Source organism: Brevundimonas sp. AVps5 (assembly GCF_058681515.1).
On sequence record NZ_CM178740.1, the window covers coordinates 1,478,112 to 1,499,227 of the forward strand.

The 21,116-nt window shown below is 67.2% G+C and carries 20 protein-coding genes; 4 read left to right on the forward strand and 16 right to left on the reverse strand.

Annotation, left to right across the window (positions count from 1 at the left end; all coding sequences use genetic code 11):
• Nucleotides 1-224 precede the first annotated feature (224 nt).
• Nucleotides 225-917 carry a transcriptional repressor LexA gene (gene lexA, locus ACW18A_RS07640; protein ID WP_492024175.1) on the forward strand — a complete coding sequence of 231 codons (693 nt, stop codon included), beginning with the start codon at nt 225-227 and terminating at the stop codon, nt 915-917.
• 38 nt (nt 918-955) lie between these two features.
• Here lexA and ACW18A_RS07645 read toward each other — a convergent pair whose 3' ends face one another.
• A complete protein-coding gene (locus ACW18A_RS07645) occupies nt 956-3,124 on the reverse strand; it encodes a ComEC/Rec2 family competence protein (RefSeq protein WP_492024176.1) in 2,169 nt (722 codons plus the stop codon).
• Between ACW18A_RS07645 and gltX the strand changes: the two genes are divergently transcribed.
• The 3 genes from gltX (at nt 3,123) to lepB (ending at nt 6,832) form a co-directional block, all read left to right on the forward strand.
• Nucleotides 3,123-4,556 carry a glutamate--tRNA ligase gene (gltX, locus tag ACW18A_RS07650; RefSeq protein WP_492024177.1) on the forward strand — a complete coding sequence of 478 codons (1,434 nt, stop codon included), beginning with the start codon at nt 3,123-3,125 and terminating at the stop codon, nt 4,554-4,556. The genes ACW18A_RS07645 and gltX overlap by 2 nt on opposite strands.
• Nucleotides 4,557-4,620: 64 nt before the next feature.
• Entirely contained in the window at nt 4,621-5,922 is a 1,302-nt protein-coding gene (gene gltA / locus ACW18A_RS07655; protein WP_492024178.1) for a citrate synthase, read from the forward strand.
• A gap of 124 nt (nt 5,923-6,046) precedes the next feature.
• Complete coding sequence (gene lepB / locus ACW18A_RS07660; RefSeq protein ID WP_492024179.1) at nt 6,047-6,832, forward strand: signal peptidase I; 786 nt, start codon at nt 6,047-6,049, stop codon at nt 6,830-6,832.
• Here lepB and ACW18A_RS07665 read toward each other — a convergent pair.
• From ACW18A_RS07665 to tsf, 15 genes are all read right to left on the reverse strand, one after another.
• A complete protein-coding gene (locus tag ACW18A_RS07665) occupies nt 6,829-7,164 on the reverse strand; it encodes an EF-hand domain-containing protein (RefSeq protein WP_492024180.1) in 336 nt (111 codons plus the stop codon). The genes lepB and ACW18A_RS07665 overlap by 4 nt on opposite strands.
• A gap of 21 nt (nt 7,165-7,185) precedes the next feature.
• Nucleotides 7,186-8,361 carry a lipid-A-disaccharide synthase gene (gene lpxB, locus ACW18A_RS07670; protein WP_492024364.1) on the reverse strand — a complete coding sequence of 392 codons (1,176 nt, stop codon included), beginning with the start codon at nt 8,359-8,361 and terminating at the stop codon, nt 7,186-7,188.
• A 5-nt stretch (nt 8,362-8,366) separates the two neighbouring features.
• The gene (lpxI, locus tag ACW18A_RS07675) at nt 8,367-9,206 is read right to left on the reverse strand and encodes a UDP-2,3-diacylglucosamine diphosphatase (RefSeq protein WP_492024181.1); all 840 of its coding nucleotides are present in this window, start codon (nt 9,204-9,206) and stop codon (nt 8,367-8,369) included.
• Nucleotides 9,207-9,312: 106 nt separating this feature from the next.
• Nucleotides 9,313-10,101, reverse strand: a complete 789-nt coding sequence (lpxA, locus tag ACW18A_RS07680; protein ID WP_492024182.1) for an acyl-ACP--UDP-N-acetylglucosamine O-acyltransferase — start codon at nt 10,099-10,101, stop codon at nt 9,313-9,315.
• Complete coding sequence (fabZ, locus tag ACW18A_RS07685) at nt 10,098-10,568, reverse strand: 3-hydroxyacyl-ACP dehydratase FabZ (RefSeq protein ID WP_492024183.1); 471 nt, start codon at nt 10,566-10,568, stop codon at nt 10,098-10,100. The genes lpxA and fabZ overlap by 4 nt, the downstream gene beginning before the upstream one ends.
• Entirely contained in the window at nt 10,561-11,574 is a 1,014-nt protein-coding gene (lpxD, locus tag ACW18A_RS07690; protein ID WP_492024184.1) for a UDP-3-O-(3-hydroxymyristoyl)glucosamine N-acyltransferase, read from the reverse strand. The genes fabZ and lpxD overlap by 8 nt, the downstream gene beginning before the upstream one ends.
• Before the next feature lie 11 nt (nt 11,575-11,585).
• Complete coding sequence (locus ACW18A_RS07695; protein WP_492024185.1) at nt 11,586-12,161, reverse strand: OmpH/Skp family outer membrane protein; 576 nt, start codon at nt 12,159-12,161, stop codon at nt 11,586-11,588.
• Nucleotides 12,162-12,192: 31 nt separating this feature from the next.
• Nucleotides 12,193-14,607 (reverse strand): outer membrane protein assembly factor BamA, encoded by a 2,415-nt coding sequence (gene bamA, locus ACW18A_RS07700; protein ID WP_492024186.1) that lies wholly within the window; start codon nt 14,605-14,607, stop codon nt 12,193-12,195.
• Nucleotides 14,608-14,636: 29 nt separating this feature from the next.
• Complete coding sequence (locus ACW18A_RS07705) at nt 14,637-15,854, reverse strand: M50 family metallopeptidase (RefSeq protein ID WP_492024187.1); 1,218 nt, start codon at nt 15,852-15,854, stop codon at nt 14,637-14,639.
• Nucleotides 15,855-15,884: 30 nt separating this feature from the next.
• Entirely contained in the window at nt 15,885-17,081 is a 1,197-nt protein-coding gene (dxr, locus tag ACW18A_RS07710) for a 1-deoxy-D-xylulose-5-phosphate reductoisomerase (protein WP_492024188.1), read from the reverse strand.
• The gene (locus tag ACW18A_RS07715; protein WP_492024189.1) at nt 17,078-17,896 is read right to left on the reverse strand and encodes a phosphatidate cytidylyltransferase; all 819 of its coding nucleotides are present in this window, start codon (nt 17,894-17,896) and stop codon (nt 17,078-17,080) included. The genes dxr and ACW18A_RS07715 overlap by 4 nt, the downstream gene beginning before the upstream one ends.
• A complete protein-coding gene (gene uppS, locus ACW18A_RS07720) occupies nt 17,896-18,651 on the reverse strand; it encodes a polyprenyl diphosphate synthase (RefSeq protein WP_492024190.1) in 756 nt (251 codons plus the stop codon). Before uppS ends, ACW18A_RS07715 begins: the two co-directional genes overlap by 1 nt.
• Nucleotides 18,652-18,686: 35 nt before the next feature.
• On the reverse strand, nt 18,687-19,244 hold the full coding sequence (gene frr, locus ACW18A_RS07725; RefSeq protein WP_492024191.1) for a ribosome recycling factor: 558 nt from the start codon (nt 19,242-19,244) through the stop codon (nt 18,687-18,689).
• 25 nt (nt 19,245-19,269) lie between these two features.
• A complete protein-coding gene (gene pyrH, locus ACW18A_RS07730) occupies nt 19,270-20,016 on the reverse strand; it encodes a UMP kinase (protein WP_492024192.1) in 747 nt (248 codons plus the stop codon).
• A 99-nt stretch (nt 20,017-20,115) separates the two neighbouring features.
• A complete protein-coding gene (tsf, locus tag ACW18A_RS07735) occupies nt 20,116-21,060 on the reverse strand; it encodes a translation elongation factor Ts (RefSeq protein WP_492024193.1) in 945 nt (314 codons plus the stop codon).
• Between the last annotated feature and the right edge of the window lie 56 nt (nt 21,061-21,116).

Sequence of the window (21,116 nt, forward strand, 5' to 3'; positions counted from 1 at the left end):
GTTGGGAGAAGGTGGCTCGCGAAGCGAGACGGATGAGGGTCGGACCTCACCGGTAGCGCACGACCCTCACCCTTTCGCGCAAGACCGATCGCGCTGCTCTCGGGCGCTCAAGCCCTCTCCCGCCGGGAGAGGGTATTCGCCTCCGTCGTTAAGTTGACATTAGGCAAGAACACTTACAGAACATCGACAACGGTTCACGACTTGTTCTGGAGGCGATTCCCACCATGCTGACCCGCAAGCAGCACGAACTCCTGATGTTCATCCACGAACGGATCAAGGAGACGGGCGTCTCCCCCTCGTTCGACGAGATGAAGGAGGCGCTGGATCTGGCGTCCAAATCGGGCATCCACCGGCTGATCACGGCGCTGGAGGAGCGCGGCTTCATCCGCCGCCTGGCGCACCGCGCCCGGGCGCTCGAGGTGACCAAACTGCCGGAACAGGCGACGGCGGGCCCCGTGCGCGGCCGCGCGGGCTTCACCCCGGCGGTGATCGAGGGCGGCGGGCGCCCGGCCCCCGCCGGGCCCGCCAACGACACCCGCGAACTGGTTCTGGTCGGCAAGATCGCCGCCGGCGTGCCCATCGCCGCCCTGCAACAGGACCACGGCCGCTATCAGGTGCCGGAGTCGATGCTGGGTGCCGGCGAACACTATATGCTGGAGATCGAGGGCGACTCCATGATCGAGGCCGGCATCCTCAACGGCGACCTTGTGGTCATCAAACGCGTCGACACTGCCTCGTCCGGCGAGATCGTCGTGGCTCTGGTGGAAGGTGAAGAGGCGACTCTCAAGCGTCTGCGCAAGAAGGGGAATTCCATCGCCCTCGAGCCCGCCAACCGCAACTATGAGACCCGCATCTTCGGCCCCGACCAGGTCGAGGTCCAGGGCAAGCTGGTCGGCCTGATCCGCCAGTATCACTGATCCCGGATCAAGTCCGGGATGACAAGGTCCCATCCTTGTCATCCCGGAACGTCGAAGACGTATCCGGGACGGCTCCACGGCCGGTCGCCGCGCACCTCGGCGGCCCAGACCGCGCGCCAGCCTTCAGCCGTGCGCCACAGCTCCACCGCGCCGCCTCTCTGATAGTCCAGGCCGTCCAGCACCAGCCGGCCAGTACAGGCGGGTGGCAGAGACGGAACGATGGCCCGAAGGCTCACCAACGGCGCGGATTCGCAAAGCGCGGCGAGTTGCTCGTCATCGGGCGCGGCCTTGCCCCACCAGAGCGCGACCGGGCCGGACCCGGCTCCCACCGGGGCGCAGCTCGAACGCAGACAGGCCCACCCCTGTTCCGGCCTCGGCTCCAGCGTCAGTCCCCGCCGTCGCGACCACAGGTCGGCCGCGAACTGACGCACGCCCGGCCTGACCACAACCGCCCGGCCCACCTCGCTGAACGCCGCATTCGTCCCGCCGTCCCCGATCCACACCGTCGGCGTGGGCGCACGCGGCCAGAGCAGCACCGCGCAGGCCAGGGGCAGGCCCAGCCACCGCAACCGGCCCTGCCACAGACACAGGAAAAGCACGCCCAGGAACGAGATCGGCAGCACAGGGTCGGGCGCGCTGGCGATCGTCCTCACGGCCCCCGGTAGCCCCGCCGTCCAGTGACCGATCGCCAGCATCAGGTCGACGCCCTTCCCCGCCACCCACAGGAACGGTCCGCCCAGGCCGACCGGCTCCAGCATGGCGCCAAGCGCCAGCGCCGGCATCATCACGAAGTCCGCGATGGGCGAGGTCATCAGGTTTGCCACGAGCCCGTACAGGGCGGCGCGATTGAAGTGCTGGACCGCGAACGGCCCCGTCGCCGCCCCCGCGACCAGACTGGCCGTCACTGCGATCACCAGCCAGTGCCTGACCGACTGGAACGCCGCGATGGTCCAGGGCACGGACAGCTCCCGTGTTCTCGGCGGCCAGGCTTCGGACAGGGCCACGAGCGCCGCCGTCGCCGCGAACGACATCTGGAAGCCCGGCGTCACGATGGCCTCAGGCTGAAGGATCAACACGACCATCGCCGCCACGGCGAGCGCATGCATGGTGATCGCGGGCCGATCGAGCAGGATCGCGGCGAAGGCGATCGAGGCCGTGATCGCCGCCCGCTCCGCCGGCGGCGGCGCGCCCGAGAGGACGAGATAGCTCCACACGGCGACCAGGCCGACGACGGCCGCCACCTTCTTTCCCGACACGCGAAGCGCCAGCCACGGCCAGGCCGCGACGCCCAGCCGGACCACGAAAAAGGCGAAGCCGCCGACAATGGCCATGTGCAGGCCCGAGATCGACAGGATGTGGGCCAGCCCGGAATCGCGCATGGCGTCGAGATCCTCGCGCCCGATCCAGGTCTCGTGCCCTGTCGTCATGGCCGCGGCGATCCCGCCGGTCCGCTCGCCCAGCCGATCGACAATCCGCTGCGCCAGGGCGAACCGCGCCCCGTTGACCGCCATCGCCAGTCTCAACCGCCAGGGCGGCGGTGCAAATCGCACCTCCCGGGTCTCGCCCAGCGCGAAGGCCGTGCCTCCCAGCCCTTGAAAATACGCATTGCGCCCGAAATCGTAGGCACCCGGGCTGGCCGGAGGCGGGGGCGGATTGAGGATGGCGAACAGCCGGATCGCCTCCCCCGGCCTCGGCGGCTCGCCCCTCACCGTGGCCCGTAGCCGGATCGGCGTCGCCTCAGGCTCCAGCCCCTGAATCCGCACCGGCGCGAGGACGATCCGGTGCCCCCGGTCGCCGGGACTGTCGACATCGACGACCCAGGCCTCGACCACGGTCGGCTCGGCCAGGGCCGGAGCGATCGGGGCCGCCACCCGCTCCGCCCGCAGTTTCGCCCCCGCCAGACCGAGGAACAGGCAGGCGACCATCATCAGTGGCAGGGTCAGCACACGCCCCCGCCCCTGGATCCGCGCGCCCAGCCACAGCCCTGTCGCCAGCACCGCCACGATTGCCAGCGGCCACAACGGCGGCTCCGACCTCAGGGCGAAATAGATCGCCGCCCCGCCGCCGAAGGCCACCGGGGCCCACAACCGCCAGCGCATCGTCTGGGCCAGCCCCTCGTCCCGGGCCCATGCACGAACACGGCCCGACAGGCTGGGCTTTGCCGCGTCGGGGGGTATAAGGGCGACCCGTTCGGACCCCTCTCCCATGCCCACAGATTCCTCCCCCCAGGTCGTCACCCGTTTCGCCCCCTCGCCCACCGGTTACCTCCACATAGGAGGCGCGAGAACGGCGTTGTTCAACTACCTTTACGCGAAAGGTCGTGGTGGCAAATTCCTGGTCCGCATCGAGGACACCGACCGCGAGCGCTCGACGGACGACGCCGTCAAGGCGATCTTCGACGGCCTGAGCTGGCTGGAGCTGTTCGCCGATGAGGAACCGGTCTTCCAGTTCAGCCGCGCCGACCGCCATCGCGAGGTCGTCGACCAGTTGCTGGAACGCGGGGCCGCCTATCGCGACTTCATCTCCGCCGAGGAAACCGGCCGCCTGCGTGACGAGGCCAAGGCCGATCGCCGCACCTTCGAATCGCCGTGGCGAGACCGCACCCCGACCGTCGACGATCTGAGCCAACCGCACGTCGTCCGCTTCCGTCGGCCCCTGCCCGGCCGCGTCGTCGTGGCCGACGCCGTCCAGGGCGAGGTCAGCTGGGACGCAAACGATCTGGACGATCTGGTCCTGCTGCGCTCCGCCAATTCTGACGGGGCCGGGGCCCCGACCTATAATCTCGCCGTTGTCGTCGATGACCACGATATGGGGGTGACCCATGTCATTCGGGGCGACGACCACCTCAACAACGCCGCGCGCCAGTCGCTGATCTATGATGCGCTCGGCTGGAGCCGGCCCGTCTTCGCCCACATCCCCCTGATCCACGGTCCCGACGGCGCCAAGCTGTCGAAACGGCACGGCGCCCAGGCGGTCCATGAATATGCCGGGATGGGATACCTGCCCGAGGGCATGCGCAACTATCTGGCCCGCCTCGGCTGGGCCCACGGGGACGACGAACTGTTCGGCGACGAACAGGCACGCGCGTGGTTCGACCTCGACGGCGTCGGCAAGGCTCCGGCCCGGCTGGATTTCGACAAACTGGCCCACGTCAATTCGCACTGGCTGCGGCTCGCCGCCGACGACCGCCTGGCCGGCATGACGCTCGATGCCCATCTGGCCAGGGGCGCCGCACTGAACGAGGGCGATGAGGCCCGGCTCCAGCGCGCCATGCCGTTCGTGAAGGATCGCGCGAAGACCCTTCTCGACCTGGCCGATCAGACGGCCTTTGTCCTCAAGACCCGCCCGCTGGACCTCGATGAAAAGGCCCGCACCCTCCTGTCCGGAGAGACTGCCGAACGGATCGCCCGGGTCCGCGCCCGCCTGAACCTGTTCGAGAGCTGGGACGTCTTCGCCCTTGAAGCGGAACTGAAAGTCTTCGCCGAGGAAGAGGGCGTCGGCTTCGGCAAGATCGGCCCGCCGATGCGCGCGGCCCTGACCGGCGGAACCGCCTCGCCGGATATCGCGAAAACGCTCGCGGCCCTCGGACGCGAAGAAGCGCTTGCGCGCTTGGATGACGCGCTGCAACACAGTAAGTGATCGGGCATAACAATCGGGGTCCGGGGCTTCCCGTCCGGACCAAGCACGAAAGCAAGGGCGCCTGATGACTGAAGCCTCCAAATCCGCCGTCACGGCGACCCTGACCCTCGGTGACAAGTCCGTCGAATTGCCGGTCCTGTCCGGCACGACCGGCCCGGACGTCATCGACATCCGCAAGCTGTACGGCGCGACCGACGCCTTCACCTTCGACCCCGGCTTCACCTCCACGGCGGCCTGCGAAAGCGCCATCACCTATATCGACGGCGACGCCGGCGTCCTGCTGCACCGCGGCTATCCGATCGGTCAGCTGGCCGAGAAGTCCAACTTCATCGAGGTGTGCCACCTGCTGCTGCACGGCGAACTGCCGACGGCCGCCGAATACGCGGCGTTCGAGGAGACGGTGACGCGGCACACCATGCTGCACGCCCAGTTCGACCGCTTCTTCGAAGGCTTCCGTCGCGACGCCCATCCGATGGCGATCATGGTGGGCGCTGTCGGCGCCCTGTCGGCCTTCTACCACGACAGCCTGGACATCCATGATCCGGTGCAGCGCAACATCTCGGCCATCCGCCTGATCGCCAAGATGCCGACGATCGCCGCCCGCGCCTACAAATACCACATCGGCCAGCCGTTCGTGTCGCCGCGCAATGACCTCAGCTACGCCGAGAACTTCCTGCGCATGTGCTTCGCGGTCCCGGCCGAGGACTATGTGGTCGATCCGAAGATGGCCAGGGCCATGGACCGGATCTTCACCCTGCACGCCGACCACGAGCAGAACGCCTCCACCTCGACCGTCCGCCTGGCCGGTTCGTCGGGGGCGAATCCGTTCGCCTGTGTCGCCGCCGGCATCGCCTGCCTGTGGGGCCCGTCGCACGGAGGCGCCAACGAGGAGGCGCTGATGATGCTCAAGGAGATCGGCACGCCGGACAAGATTCCGGAGTTCATCGAGGGCGTGAAGGCCAAGAAATACAAGCTGATGGGCTTCGGCCACCGGGTCTACAAAAACTACGACCCCCGCGCGACCGTGATGAAGCAGTCGGCGGACGAGATTCTCGACCTCGTCGGTGCCGAGAACGACCCCCTGTTCCAGGTCGCCAAGGAATTGGAGCGCATCGCCCTGTCGGACGAGTATTTCATCGAGCGCAAGCTGTTCCCGAACGTCGACTTCTATTCCGGCATCACCCTGTCGGCGATGGGCTTCCCGACCTCGATGTTCACCGTGCTGTTCGCCCTCGCCCGCACCGTGGGCTGGATCGCCCAGTGGGAAGAAATGCTGGCCGATCCGGCGCAGAAGATCGGCCGCCCGCGTCAGCTCTACACCGGCCCGACCGAGCGCGATTACGTGCCGATCCAGAACCGGGGCTGATCCGGTCCGACAGACAGGACGCCGGGGCCCGCGCCCCGGCGTTTTTCCTTGTCCGGACACGATTGCAGCCTGTCCGGACATGACTTCGCTGGCGTGACGACCGGATCGCGGCTGGACTGCCGCCATGAACCAGACCTACGACACACCGAACGCCGAAGTCCCCGCCTCGACCGACGCCACGCCCTCCACCATGGCCGAGATCGTCGACACGGTCCGCACCGTCGCCGCCGCCCTGGCCGCTGCGGTTCTGATCCAGACTGTCGCCTTCCAGCCCTTCACCATCCCCACGGCCTCGATGGAGCCGGGGCTGGTCGTCGGCGACTATCTGGTGGTGTCCAAGTTCGCCTATGGCTGGAGCCGCGCCTCACTGCCCTTCCATCCGCCCCTGCCGTCGGGACGGCTGTTCGAGCAGTTGCCGAAACGCGGCGACGTCGTCGTCTTCCGCCGTCCAGGCAATCCGCAGGAGACCTGGATCAAGCGCGTCATCGGCCTGCCCGGCGACACGGTTGCGGTCGCCGGGGGCGAAGTGACCGTCAACGGTCAGGCCTTGCCCCGGCGCGCCCTGGGACCGGGCCTCGACCTCGATCAGCCGGGACGGCCCGTGGAACAGGTTGAAGAGCGACAGGCCGACGGCCGCGCCTATATCACCTTCGACGGCGGACCCGGGGCCGGCGACGACCGACCGCCCCAGGTCGTGCCCTCGGGTCAGTTGTTCGTCATGGGTGACAATCGCGACAACTCGCTGGACAGCCGCTGGTCGGGAGATGTCGGCGTGGGCCTTTTGCCGGTGAGCAATGTCGTGGGACGGGCCGAGGTCGTCGTCGCCTCATGGAAGCCGGGCGCGGCGCTGTGGAAGCCATGGACCTGGCTCAACCTGCGGCCAGGCAGGCTTGCCCAGCGGATACGCTAGCGCGACTGGAACTCGGCGAAGGAGACGACGCCGTCATGATTGGCGTCGATATGATCGAAGGCGGCGCGCGATCCGGGCAGGGCCTGGGCGATCGACGGTGCCGCCGCCGCGCCGATGACGAGACCCGCCACTGCAGCGGCCAGAGCCTGCCAGCTCTTCATCGTCCGGCGGGCCCTGGGGGTGGGCGGCGCCTCGGTCTCGATCAAGCCCCGCAGAACCTCGCTGGCGGTCAGGCCCGCCGCGCGGCAGCGCTCCATGAAGGCGAGCTTCGAGGCATGCGGCAGCCGGATTTCGAGGGTATCGCTCTTCTTGGGCGGGCGGGGAGAGGTCATTCGACGGTCATCCAGCAAGGATCAGCAGACGAAATCTAGGACGGACTCGCCGTTTGATCCAGAGGCGTCCGCGATGACGCGCAACACCGCCTCGGCGGCCAGGGTCGAAGGATCGGCTCCACTTCGCCCCATATAGTCCAGCGCCTCGATCTGACGCTTCACCTGAGCGGCTCGAGCATCGGGATTGTGCAGGAGCCGACCGACCTCAGACGCGACCTTTTCCGGCGTCGCGTCGGTCTGGATCAGCTCGCGCGCAATCTCCTCGTCCGCCGCGTGGTTGAACAGGGTCGCGTACCTGCCCGTGAAAAACGGTTTCATGATCGCATAACTGAGCTGCGCGAACCGGTATCCGATGACCATGGGCGCACCGGCCAGGGCCAATTCCGTCGAAACCGTGCCGCTGGTGGCCAGAGCCACGGTCGCTGCCTTCATCGCCGCATATTTGTCCGCCTCGGTCACCACATGGGTGCGGAACGGCCAGGCGGCGATCCGGGCCGTAACGTCCTCGGAGACTGTGCCCGCGACGACCACGGCGACCTCCAGCTTCGGATCGGCGGCCTTCAGCCGTTTGATTGCCGCCTCATAGACGGGCGTCATCAGCCGAACCTCGCTGGGCCGGCTTCCGGGTAACACCAGCAGCAGGCGCGCGTCAGCCGCGATGCCCCGCGAGACGCGGAAGCCGGCCGGATCGGCCCCGCCCATATCGACATGCAGGGCCTGCGACCCCACCACGGTCGTCGGCAGCCCCTCCCGTTCGAACCAGGGGGCGTCGAAGGCGTAGAGGGCCAGCAGGTGATCCACCGCCCCGGCCAGGGTCTTCGCCCGCCCCGGCCTTGACGCCCAGACCTGGGGCCCGACATATTTGATCAGGGGTACGCCGGGCAGCACTTGGCGCAGGGCTTTGGCCAGCCGGATGGTGAAGCCCCAGCTGTCGATCAGGACGACCGCATCCGGACGCTCCCGCACCGCAAGGGCCACGGTGTCGGCGACCCGCGCCTTGACCCGGCCATAGGCGCGCAGACCCTCCAGCCAGCCGAGGATCGACAGTTCGGCGATATCGAACGGGCTCTCGATGCCCTCGGCCGCCATCTTCGGTCCGCCGATGCCGATGAAGCCGATGTCAGGCCGTCGCGCGCGCAAAGCCCGCGCCAGAGCTGCACCGAGCGCATCGCCCGAAGCCTCGGCGGCGACCAGCATGATCCTCACGCCCGATCCTCGCCCCAGACGAACAGCCCAAGCCGGTCCGCCGCCTCGATGATTGCGGCCCGGTCGATCAGGATCAGCTTGCCCGCGACCCCACCCACGCCCGCCAGCCCGGCGGCGGCGGCCATCTCGAGGGTACGCGTGCCGATAACCGGCATGTCTACCCGCAGGTCCTGGATCGGCTTGGGCGCCTTGCCCAGCGCACCCTTCAGGGTCCCAGGGGCACCGCGCAGGTCCGCCGGCAGGCCGGCGACGCGTCCAATCATGGCGTCGGTGCCCTCCTGCGCCTCGACCGCGAGCACCAGGCCGTCGCACACGACTGCGCCCTGTCCGATATCGAGTTCACCTGCCTTTTCCGCGACATGCAGCGCCTTTCGGAGATCAGAAAGATGGTGTTCATTCGGCTGCACCCGTCCCAGCGCGCCGACCGGCAGGGTTTCACCGCCCAGAATGTCGTCGGCCCCCTCGATGGCGTAGCCCTCGGCCTCGAACACCGACAGGATCTTACGCAACAGGGCGTCGTCGCCCCTGGTCGCCGCCGCGATGATTCCCGGCAGCTCCATCGCCCCCTTCAGATCAGGCTTCAACGCCTTGAAGTCGGGACGATTCACCGTCCCTGCGAAACAGACGGCCGTGCAGCCCGCCGCCTTCAACGCCGAAAGCACCTTGCCGATCTCGGCCACTCCGGCCTCGATCCCCGGATAGCGGATCAGATGCGGGTCGGCGAAGCCGGTCAGGCGCACGACGGACAGCGGACGCCCCTCGGCCTCGCACCGCGCAGCGATGGCCAGCGGCAGGGCGCCGCCGCCCGCGATAAGGCCCAGTTTGCCGGTGCTCAAGACCCGCCTCCCGGGTCGAATTGGGCGTTTGGTGAAGTTGGCGAGGTTGACCAGCCGACTGGTCGAGTTGGCGACGAAATTTGACGGGTTTGGTGCCCGGGATTGGTCATTCGCCCGGCAGGCACAGGGGCCGTTTGCCGTCCTCGCGGATGAAAGCCACGATCTCCATGATTTCCGGCAGGTCGGCGTAACCCGCTTCGACCGCATTCAGCCGGTCGGCGAACACGCCGTCGCCCTCGAACAGGTCTCGATTGGCGGCGAGCAAACGTCGGATTGCGGTCTTGTCGTAGCCCTTCCGCTTCAGCCCGATCAGGTTCAGGCCGTGCAGTCGGGCGTGGTTGCCCCAGGCGGAGCCGTAGGGGATCACGTCGCGCGTCACGGCCGCCAGACCGCCGACGATCGCACCCTGTCCCACCCGGCCGTTCTGGTGCACGGCGCACAGGCCGCCGAGGAAGACCTTGTCACCGATGCGTACGTGCCCGCCCAGGGTCGCACCGTTGGCCATCACCACATTGTCGCCGACGACCGCATCGTGGCCGACGTGGGCGCCGGTCATGAACAGGCCGTTGGAGCCGACGCGGGTGACGCCCGATCCCTGCGGCGTGCCCCGGTTGAAGGTCGCATGCTCGCGGATCGAGTTGTCCGACCCGATCTCCAGCCGAACGGTCTCGCCCTTGTAGCCGTTGTGCTGGGGGTCGCCCCCGATCACCGCGAACGGATGGATCACGGTCCGGGCGCCGACCGTCGTGTCCTGCTGCACCACCACATGGCTGACCAGATGGACGCCGGCGTCGAGCATCACGCCCGGTCCGACCGTGCACCACGGCCCGATCGCCACGTCCGCGCCCAGCTCGACCGAGCCGTCCACGATGGCGGTAGGATGGATATGGCTCATGGTGTCACCGGCTGGTCGACCGTGACCACCATGGCGGCGAAGTCGGCTTCGGCCGCCAGCTTGCCGTCGATGAAGGTCTCGCCCCGGAACTTGAAGATGTCGCCGCGCTGCTTCGTCACGATCACGTTCATCCTCAGTTGATCGCCTGGCCGCGCCGGCTTCCTGAAGCGGACACCGTCGATGGACATGAACATGATGACCTTGCCTTCGACCGCCACGTCCAGGCTCTTGGACATCAGCAGGGCCCCCGTCTGGGCCATGGCCTCGACGATCAGGACCCCCGGCATCACCGGATCGATCGGAAAGTGGCCCGGGAAGAACGGCTCGTTATGGGTGACGTTCTTGATGCCGGTGATGGACGTGCTCGCCACGAAGGCCTCGGCCTTGTCCACCAGCAGGAAAGGATAGCGGTGGGGCAGCCTGCGCATGACCTCGGCGTAGTCGATCGTCACCCCAGGCTCAGTCATCCGTCCGCTCTCTCTTTCGCCCCGCCTGTTTGGACACCCAGACGGTCTCGCGCAAGAACTGACGGATCGGTTTGGCCGGATAGCCGGACCACGTCTCGCCTGCCGGAATATCGGCCAGCACGCCGGCGCCCGCCGCGACCCGCGCGCCGACGCCGATGCTGAAATGGTCGCCCACGCCCGCCTGGCCGCCGAACATGACGCCGTCGCCGATCGTCACGGATCCTGACATCCCCGTCTGGCCCGCGATCAGGCAGTTGCGACCGATGACGCAATTGTGGGCGATCATGACCAGGTTATCGATCTTGGTATTCTCACCGACCACGGTGTCGTCGAACGCGCCGCGGTCAATACAGGTGTTGGCACCGATGGTCACGCCGTCCTGGATGATCACACGGCCCAGCTGGGGCACGTCGACCGGGCCGGTCGCCGCGCCCGCCGCCCCGAACCCGGCCTCGCCCAGCCGTGCGCCGGCATAGATCTTCACCCGGTCGCCGATCAGGGCGAAGCGGACGGTGACGTTGGGGCCGATGTCGCAGTCGCGGCCGATCTGGACGCCCGGCCCGATCACGGTATTGGCGCCGATGCGGCTGCCCCGACCGATCCGCGCGCCCTGCCCCAGGACCACGCCGGGCTCAATCACGACGCTGTCGTCCTCGCAGACCTCAGCCGGCGAGGTTGCGATAAGGCCGACCGGCCGGTGCAGGGCCACGGCGGCGGCAGCCCAGGCGGCCTGGGGCCTGCGGGAGACGATGACGGCCGACCCGGCTGGAGCAGCCTCCACGGCCTCCGGCGGCACGATCACGCAGCCTGCGGCGGTCGATCCGAGGGCCTGAAGGAATTTCCGGTCCCCGAGGAAGGCCACAGCCCGGGCGTCGGCCGTCGCCAAAGGCGCGACACGCGCGATGCGGACGCCTGAAGTGCGAACGACCTCGCCGCCCGTCAGGGCCGCGAGGTCGTCGATGCCGAGCGGGCTCAGCGTATCGAAGAAACGGGCGTCGGGCGTCATGCCCTGCGCCTTTACTGAGCCTGGACCGGGATCGGCAGGCGGTTGAACGTCAGGGTCGGCAAGGCCGTGTTCAGGCGCTGGATGACCACCTCGGTGACGTCCATGGCCGGGTTCAGGATGAATACGCTCTCACGGTCGATCAGGATGCCGCAGCCGCGCTCCTGATAGACAGTGACCAGGATCGGCTCGACCTGGGCCGAGATCAGGCGGCGCTGTTCCGACAGGGTGTAACGCAGCTCGTCCTGACGGGTCTGTTCCAGGGTCTGGGCTTCCGCGATGCGAGCCTGCAGGGCGGTGCGGCGAGCGCCGTCGGGGTCAGCGGCCTGACCGCCCTGTTGCAGCAATGTGATCTCGTTCTGGATCGAGGTTGCGTAAGGGGCCAGTTCGCCCTGAACTTCCGTCGCCAGCTGTTCCATGCGGGCCTGAACGGCCTGACCGGCGGTCGAGGTCGCCAGAAGCTGCTGGTTGAAATAGACGCACACGCCCGGGATCGAGGGGCCGGGGTTCTGCGGACCCTGGGTCTGGGCGACGGCGGTGGAGGCGACGAGCGAGGCCAGGGCAAAAGCGCCGATAGCGAGGATTTTCATGGGTAACCTTATAGGGCCGACAGGCCCGGGCTTAGAACTGGGTTGAGGTCGAGAAGCGGAAGGTCTCGGTCCGGTCGTACTCTTCGTTGCTCAGAATCTGGCTGAAGTCGAACCGGATCGGGCCCATCGGCGACTTCCAGTGAACGCTGAGACCAGCGGAGGCCCGCAGTGACAGGTCGTCTGCAATGGAGGTGTCCGGCAGGCCATTGGTTCCGAGGGTGTAGCGGTTGTCCAGAACACCCAGGGTGCCGACGTCGGCGAACAGCGATGTCTTGATGCCGTACTGTTCCGGCAAAATGTTCGGCAGGGTCAGTTCGACCGTGCCGACGGCGTAGAAATTGCCGCCCAGCGCGTCCTGGGTCGTCAGATCGCGCGGACCCATGCCGGCGTTCTCGAAGCCACGGAAGCTGTTGCCGCCCTTGAAGAAGCGGTCGTTGATGCGAATCGCGTCGCCGGCCCAGCCCGAAACATAGCCGGCGGAGCCCGCAACGGTGACGATCCAGCTGGGCGTGATGCCGTAGTAGAGGGTCGCGTCCACCTCGGTCTTCACATAGTTCACGTCGCCGCCGAGGCCGGCGAAATCCTGACGGAGCGAGCTGGTCCAGCCTCGAGTCGCCCGCACCGGGTCGTTCCGGCGGTCCACCACCAGAGTATAGCCGACGGATGAATTCAGCGAGGCACCGACCTGTTCGCACAAGGCGGACGAACCGGCGCCGCTGGTATCGCAGTAACCGATCGGCACCAGGATCTCATCGTCCTTGATGAAGTAGCGCGTCGACAGACGGCTGTAGCCGTTCAGCGGATAGGTGAGACGAAGGCCGGCACCGGTCGACCGATAGTCGAACGAGGATTCCTGCTGGAAGTCGTAGCGCGAGTGGAACAGGTCGAAACCGGCCCCGATGTCCCGGCCGAGGAAGCGGGGCTCGGTGAAGCGGAAGTCGACCTGCTGGCGCAGCGAACCCCATTCGACCCGGGCGACAAAGTTCTGACCCCGGCCGCGGAAGTTCCGCTCCGAAATGCCCAGGTTGACCACGAAGCTGTCGACCGAGCTGAAGCCGGCACCGACGGAGAGTTCGCCGGTCGGCTGTTCCTCGACGGTAACGTTGATGATCGAGCGGTCCGGCGCGGCGCCGCGGGTTTCGTCGACGGTGACTTCCTTGAAGAAGCCCAGGGCCCGCAGATTGTTGCGCGACCGCTCCAGCAGGGTGCGGTTGAAGGCGTCGCCCTCGGTCAGCATCAGCTCGCGCCGGATGACCGGATCGATGGTGCGGGTGTTGCCGATGACGTTGATGCGGTCGACGTAGACACGCTGGCCTTCCGACACGTTGAACGTGACGTCGATGGTGTCGGTTTCCGGGTTCGGCCGGTAGCTCGGATTGATGTCGACGAAGGCGTAGCCCGCCGAGCCTGCCGCGAAGGTCAGGGCGTCGACCGAACTCTCGATCTTGTCGCTCTCGTACAGGTCACCCGTGCGGATCGGCAGCAGCAGCTCCAGGAAGTCCGCGTTCAAGCGATCGTTCTCGGTGACGACCTGGATGTCGCCGAAATTGTACCTGTCACCCTCGTCGACCGTCAGCGTCATGGCGAAGGCGCTGTCGTCCGGCGCCAGCTCGGCCACGGCCGAGGTGATGCGGAAGTCGTAGTAGCCGCGGTTGGTGTAGAATTTCCGCAGCTGCTCGCGGTCGTAATCCAGGCGGCCCGGGTCGTAGTTGTCGTTCTTGGTGAACATACGCCACCACTGCGTCTGCTTGGTCACCATGACCTCGCGCAGCTCGCTGTCGGAGTAGGCGGTGTTGCCGAGGAAGGTGATCGACTGGACGCCCGTCTCCGGGCCCTCGTCGATCTCGAAGATCAGGTCGACACGGTTCTGTTCCAGCTGGACCAGCTTGGGCGTCACGTTCGCCGAGATGCGGCCGGACAGGCGGTAGAGCTCGATGATCTTGCCCACGTCCTCCTGGACCCGGGCGCGGGTGTAGATGCCGCGCGGCGCGATGGTCACTTCCTCGCGCAGCTTGTCCTCGCTGATCGCGCCGTTCCCCTCGAACACCACCTGGTTGATGATCGGGTTCTCGACGATGCGAACGACCAGGTCGCCGTTGGGCTGCAGGCCGATCTGGATGTCGGCGAACAGCTGGGTGCGCGTCAGTGTGCGGATCGCGACGTCCAGGATGACCGGATCGATCGTGTCGCCCGGCTGGATCGGCAGGTAGGACAGGACCGTGGTCTGGTCGATGCGCTGGTTGCCCTGGACCAGGATGCGGTTGACCACTCCGGTCTCGGACTGTGCGGCCTGCTGGGCAGCCGGAGCCGTCGGGGCTGCAGGGGCCGTCTGGGCGAGGGCCGGTGCCCCTGCGACAAGCGCCAGCAGGCTTGCGGTCGCTGCGCAGCTCCTGCGCAGGTTGCGGTCACCCGGGTTGGAAGCGGCGCGGAGGTCGTTCAGGATCATGCGGGGAACCATCGGGGGCTGGCGTAGGCTCAACTGACGAGCCCGCCGAGGAATTGGAACACGTTCGATTTCTGCAGGTCGTTCCAGGTCGCGAACAACATCAAACCCGCCAGCAAAGCAAGACCGACCCGGTATCCCGCCTCCTGAACGTTGGCGGCAACGGGTTTCTTGGCCACAGCCTCGTAGGCGTAGAAGACCAGATGTCCGCCATCCAGAACGGGGATGGGCAGGAGGTTTAGAAAGCCGATTCCGATCGAAAGTATGGCGGCGAAGCTGGTTAGCGTCAGCAGCAGGTTCAGCGCCATGGTGCCCGGATCGGGATTCGCGGCCACCGCCGCATTGGTCAGGGCGCCGGAAGCCTTGGCGATGCCCAGCGGGCCGCTGAGCTGGTCGCCCGACTCGCGGCCGGTGAATATCCGTCCGAGGTAGGTCAGGGTCGTACCCAGAATGTCGCCTGTCTCGCGAACGCCGCGACCGACCGCCTCGACCGGATTGTAGCGGATGTAACGCGTGGTCCCCGGCGAACTGGTCAGTGACAGGCCGATGCGGCCCACGCTGACGCGTCCGGCGATGGGATCCGTCTCGGTCCGACGAACGGGCGTGGCGACCAGTTCGATCGGGCCCCCGTTTCGCTCCACGGTAAAGCGCAGGGCGTCGCCGCTGGACAGGGTGACCTTGCGCGTAACCTCGCCGGCGTCGCCGATGACCCGGCCGTTGATCGCTGTGATCAGATCGCCTGTCTGGAATCCGGCAGCGGCGGCCGGCGATCCCGCGGTGACGTCGGCGACCTGGGCCGGCCGAAGCCTGTCTCCGATCGCCGAAAACAGGACGGTGAAGATGAAGATAGCGAGGATGAAGTTCGCTGCCGGCCCGGCGGCAACGATCAGCATCCGCTGCCAGACCGGCTTGAAGTGGAAATAGTCGCGCTCTGCCCCGACTCCGTCCCGGGCGATGATCTCGGACTTCAGCGAGTCCAGCCCCCGGCTGTCCGGCACGCTGGACGCATCCATGTCACCGGAGAATTTCACATAGCCGCCCAGCGGCATCCAGCCGACGCGCCATTCTATGCCGTTCCGGTCCGTGCGGCTGAAAAGGGCCTTTCCAAAGCCGATGGCGAACCGGTCGACTTTCACGCCGAAGGCGCGCGCCACCAGGAAGTGGCCCAGCTCATGGATGGTGACGATGACCGTCAGCACCAGCAAAAACGGCACGACGTAGATCAGGGCCTGTCCCAGCGCGTTCAGCATGCCGTCTCCAATGCCCCCGAGCCGAATGGCTCAGGCGGCGAGCGCCAGATCCCCGACGATTTCGATCGCGACCCGGCGGGCACGAGCATCGAGCGCGAGTGCGCCGGCGCAAGCATCGTCGAAATCGGCATCCGCCCCCGTCTTCGTCATCCGATCAAGGGTTTCGGCGACGACTGCGGCAATATTGAGAAAGGCCAGACGACGGTCAAGGAAGGCCAGGGCCGCGACCTCGTTGGCGGCGTTGAAGACGGTGGGTGCCCCCCTGCCCGCCTCCAGCGCCTCGCGCGCCAGTTTCAGCGAAGGGAACCGCTCCGGATCGGGGGCCTCGAAGGTCAGACGGCCCAGCGCCGCGAGGTCCAGCTTCGGCGCCGGCCAGGCCATCCGGTCCGGCCAGGCGAGGGCGCAGGCGATGGGCGTCTTCATGTCCGGCGGCCCCATCTGGGCCAGGGTCGAGCCGTCGATGAACTCGACCAGGCTGTGGATGATCGATTCGGGGTGGACGACGACGTCGATCCGGTCGACCGGCATGTCGAACAGATAGGCCGCCTCGATCATCTCAAGGCCCTTGTTGGCCATGGTGGCGCTGTCGACCGAAATCTTGGCGCCCATGCTCCAGTTGGGATGGGCGACGGCCTGTTCGGGCGTCATGGCGGCCATGTCGGCACGCGAGGTCTTGCGGAAGGGACCGCCCGAAGCCGTGAGGATCAGCCGCGCCACGCGCCCGGGTGCCTCGGCCGGAAAGACCTGGAAGATGGCCGAATGCTCGGAATCGACCGGGATCAGCCGCCCGCCGGACGCCGTCACCCGTTCAATCAGCGCACGACCGCAACAGACCAGGCTTTCCTTGTTGGCCAACGCAAGCGTTGCGCCTGTTGCGGCGGCGGCCCAGGCGGACTTCAGCCCCGCCGCCCCGACAATAGCCGCCATGACGAGATCGGCCGGTCGTGTCGCCGCCTCGACGACGGCCGCCTCTCCCGCCGCCACGGCGATACCGGTGCCGGTCAAGGCGCTCCGCAACGCCTCCAGCCGACCTGGATCGGCCGTCACCGCCACGGCGGGCCGCCAGCGACGCGCCTGGGCGGCCAGCCGCTCGATATTCTTTCCGCCGGTCAGGGCGACGACCTCGAAAGCGCCGGTCCCGGCCCGTTCGGCCTGATCCATCAGGTCCAGGGTCGAGGCCCCGACCGATCCGGTAGACCCCAGCACGGTCACGCGACGCCGGATCACGTGCCCGCGCCGAAATAGTTGGCCAGCGTTCGTCCGACGGCGACGACCACGATGGCGAACATCAGCCCGTCGACCCGATCCATCAGTCCGCCGTGGCCGGGGATCAGGTTGCCCGCATCCTTGACCCCGAACCGCCGCTTCAACGCCGATTCCCACAGGTCGCCGGCCATGGTCGCGAGTGCGGCGGCCAGACCGAGAAGCGCGCTCCATCCGATCGAGCGCACGCCCGCCTCGGGCAGGGCCGCCATGGCGGCCCCGGCCACGGTCCCGGCCACCAGGCCGCCGACGAAACCGGACCAGGTCTTGTTGGGCGAGTAGCGGGGCCACAATTTCGGTCCGCCCACGGCGCTTCCGACCAGGAAGGCCACAATGTCCGAGGCCCAGGCGACGACGAAGGCCAGCGTCACCCAGTAGAAGCCGACCGCCGTGTTCCCGTCCCGCAGCCAGATCAGCAGAAGGGCCGGCCAACCGAGGTAGAGCACGCCATAGGCCGCATCGACGCCCGACTGCCCACGGGCCCTCGCGAACACACCGGCCGCTGCCGCGCCGAACACCAGCAGCACGAGACTGAAGGACAGGGCCTGATTGGGGTTGGACAGAAGCGTGGCGACGAGCGCGAGCGCGACGGCGGCGGCGATGGCCTTCCAGTCGGCCGGCGCGCTCATCCTGGCCCATTCCATGGACAGGACCACGCAGGCGATCAGCAGGACGCCGAGGATCCAGGGTCCACCGAACCAGACCGCCAGCAGCGCCAGGGGCGCCAGCACGATGGCCGAGGCGGCGCGCAGCCCCATGTCGCGCACCTTGAACGCCATCAGCTGACCGCGAGCGCCGGCTCGACCGCGATCGCGCCGAACCGCCGGTCGCGCTGCTGGTACTGACGCACCGCGTCGCCGAGGGCCTCTGCTCCATAGTCGGGCCACAGCACGTTCTGATAGACCAGCTCGGCATAGGCCGCCTCCCACAGGAGGAAGTTCGAAAGCCTCTGCTCGCCTGAGGTTCGCACAATCAGGTCCACCGGCGGTCCGCCTGCCGTCGACAGGCCCAGGCCCAGGGCCGCCTCGTCCAGCGGCCCGGTCGCCTGACCGGCCAGCAGTTGATCCACATAGGCCTGGGCCGCATCGACGATGTCCGCACGGCCGCCATAGTTGAAGGCGACCTGCAGCAGGAAACGATTGTTGTGCGCCGTTGATCGCTCCGCCCGTTCGACGATGGCAGCGATGTCGGCGGGTAGCCCCTTCCGGCGCCCCAGTACGCGCACCCGCACACCCTCTCGCTCCAGCCGGTTCAGATCGCTGGCCACATAGGACCTGACCAGTCCCATCAGGTCAGAGACCTCGTCCGCGGGACGCCGCCAGTTCTCGGTCGAGAAGCCGAACACGGTCAGGCATTCGATGCCGAACTTCGGTGCCGCCTGAACGGTGCGTTTCAGCGCCTGGACTCCCTCGCGATGGCCCATGGCCCGGGGGAGACCGCGAGCCTGAGCCCAGCGACCGTTGCCGTCCATGATCAGTGCGACATGCCGGGGCCCCGCGTCAGGGGCCGGCATGTCGCCGGTGGGGGCCGTCATCCGCTATCCGTTCTGTCGAGATTCGAGGAGGAGCCTCAAACCTGCATGATCTCAACTTCCTTGGTCTTCAAGGTCTCGTCGATGCGCTTGATGGCCGCGTCCGTATCCTTCTGAACCTCGGTTTCCATCTTCTTTTGCTCGTCCTGGCTGATGTCGCCCGCCTTCTCGGCCTTCTTGAGGTCGTCATTGGCGTCGCGGCGGACGTTGCGGACCGAAATCTTCTGCGTTTCAGCGTATTTGCCGGCCAGCTTGGCCAGTTCCTTGCGGCGCTCCTCGGTCAGGGGCGGCACCGGGATGCGCAGGGTCTGGCCGTCGACGATCGGGTTCAGGCCCAGACCGGCGGCGCGGATGGCCTTCTCGACCGGTCCGACCATAGACTTGTCCCAGACGCTGACCGAGATCATCCGCGGCTCGGGTACGCTGATCGCCGCCACGGCGTTCAGAGGCGAGGACGAGCCGTAGGCCTGCACCTGGACCGGGTCCAGCAGGCCGGCGTTGGCGCGGCCGGTCCGAAGACCCTGGAACTCTTCCTTCAGCGAGGACACTGCCTTGTCCATGCGGTCGCGATAGGTCTTCAGATCGGGCTTGGCCATCGGGGTCTCCTCGTTCGTGTTCTTTTCAGGCCGCTTTGGGCGGAGCGTCACTGATGACTGTGAACGTTCCCTTGGCTTTCAGCACCTTGCGCAGTGAATCTTCCTCGCGGATCGAAAACACGACGATCGGGATCTTCGACTCGCGCATCAAGGCGATGGCGGCGGCGTCCATGACCTTCAGGTTCTGCGACAGCACGTCCTGGTAGGTCAGGTGGTCGTAGCGGGTCGCGGTCTTGTCCTTCTTCGGATCAGCGGAATAGACGCCGTCCACGGAGGTTCCCTTCAGCAGGGCGTCGCAACCCATTTCGGCGGCACGCAGGGCGGCGGCCGTATCGGTCGTGAAATAGGGATTGCCGGTGCCGGCGGCGAAGATCACCACCCTGCCCTTCTCCATGTGGCGCACGGCGCGACGACGGATGTAGGGCTCGGCAATGGCGGCCATGGGGATTGCACTCTGCACCCGTGTGTCGACGCCGATCTTCTCCAGCGCGTTCTGCATGGCCAGGGCGTTCATGACGGTGGCCAGCATGCCCATATAGTCAGCGCTGGCCCGCTCCATGTCCGCCGCCGCCGTCGACAGCCCGCGGAAGATGTTGCCGCCGCCGATGACCAGGCAGACCTGGGTCCCGCCCTTGACCACGCGGGCGATGGCCGCCGCCACCGTGTCGACCGTGTGCATGTCGATGCCATAACCCTGATCCCCCATCAGGACCTCGCCCGACACCTTCAGCAGCACCTTCTTGTATCTGGGGGCGCTGTCAGAAGTCGGCATGGGGGTCTCGTTTCGTGGAGAATCGGCGGGTCTTTATAGACGAAGGGCGCGTCCGGCTTCAAAGCCGAACGCGCCCCGGGTGTCACAAAGTGTTTGCGCCTAGGCTTGCGGAGCCATCATCGAGGCGACCTCGGCGGCGAAGTCCGGCCCTTCGACCTTCTCTACGCCCTCGCCCAGGGCCAGGCGGACGAAGCCGGCCAGATGCAGGCCCGGAGCGCCCAGTTCCTTGCCCGTGTCGGCCACCAGTTGTTCGATGGTCACGTCAGGGTTCATGACGAACGGCTGCTTGGTCAGCACCACGTCCTTCTGGAACTTGTTGATCTGGCCTTCAACGATCTTGGCGATCATGTTTTCCGGCTTGCCCTCTTCCTTGGCCTTCTCGGTCAGGACAGCGCGTTCCTTCTCGACGGCGGCCGGGTCCAGATCGTCCGTGTTCAGCGACAGCGGAGCGGTCGCGGCGACGTGCATGGCGATCTTGCGGCCCAGTTCACGCAGGGCGACCTTGTCGCCGCCGCCGTGCAGGGCGACCAGCACGCCGATGCGGCCGAGGCCCGGTGCCACGGCATTGTGGACGTAGGAGGCGACGACGCCTTCATCGACCGACAGGCGAGCGGCGCGACGCAGCTGCATGTTCTCGCCGATGGTCGCGATCATGTTGGTGACCTCGGCCTGGATCGTGTTGCCGTTTTCCAGCTCGGCGCCATGCAGCGCCTCGACGGTGTGGTGCTCCAGACCCTTCTCGGCGAAGGCCTTGGCGGCGTTCTGGAACAGCTCGTTGCGGGCGACGAAGTCCGTTTCCGAGTTGAACTCGATGGCGGCACCGATTTCGCCCTTGCCGTCTTCACGGCTGGCGACGGCCACCAGGCCCTCGGCAGCGACGCGGTCGGCCTTCTTGGCGGCCTTGGACAGGCCCTTGGCGCGCAGCCAGTCGATCGCGGCGCTGATGTCGCCGTCGGTTTCCTGAAGCGCCTTTTTGCAGTCCATCATGCCGACGCCGGACTTGGCGCGCAGTTCCATGACGAGGGCGGCGGTGATCTCGGCCATTTCTGGTCTCCTGAGTCTTGAATGCGTGAGCGGCCGGGGAATTACCCCGGCCGCGT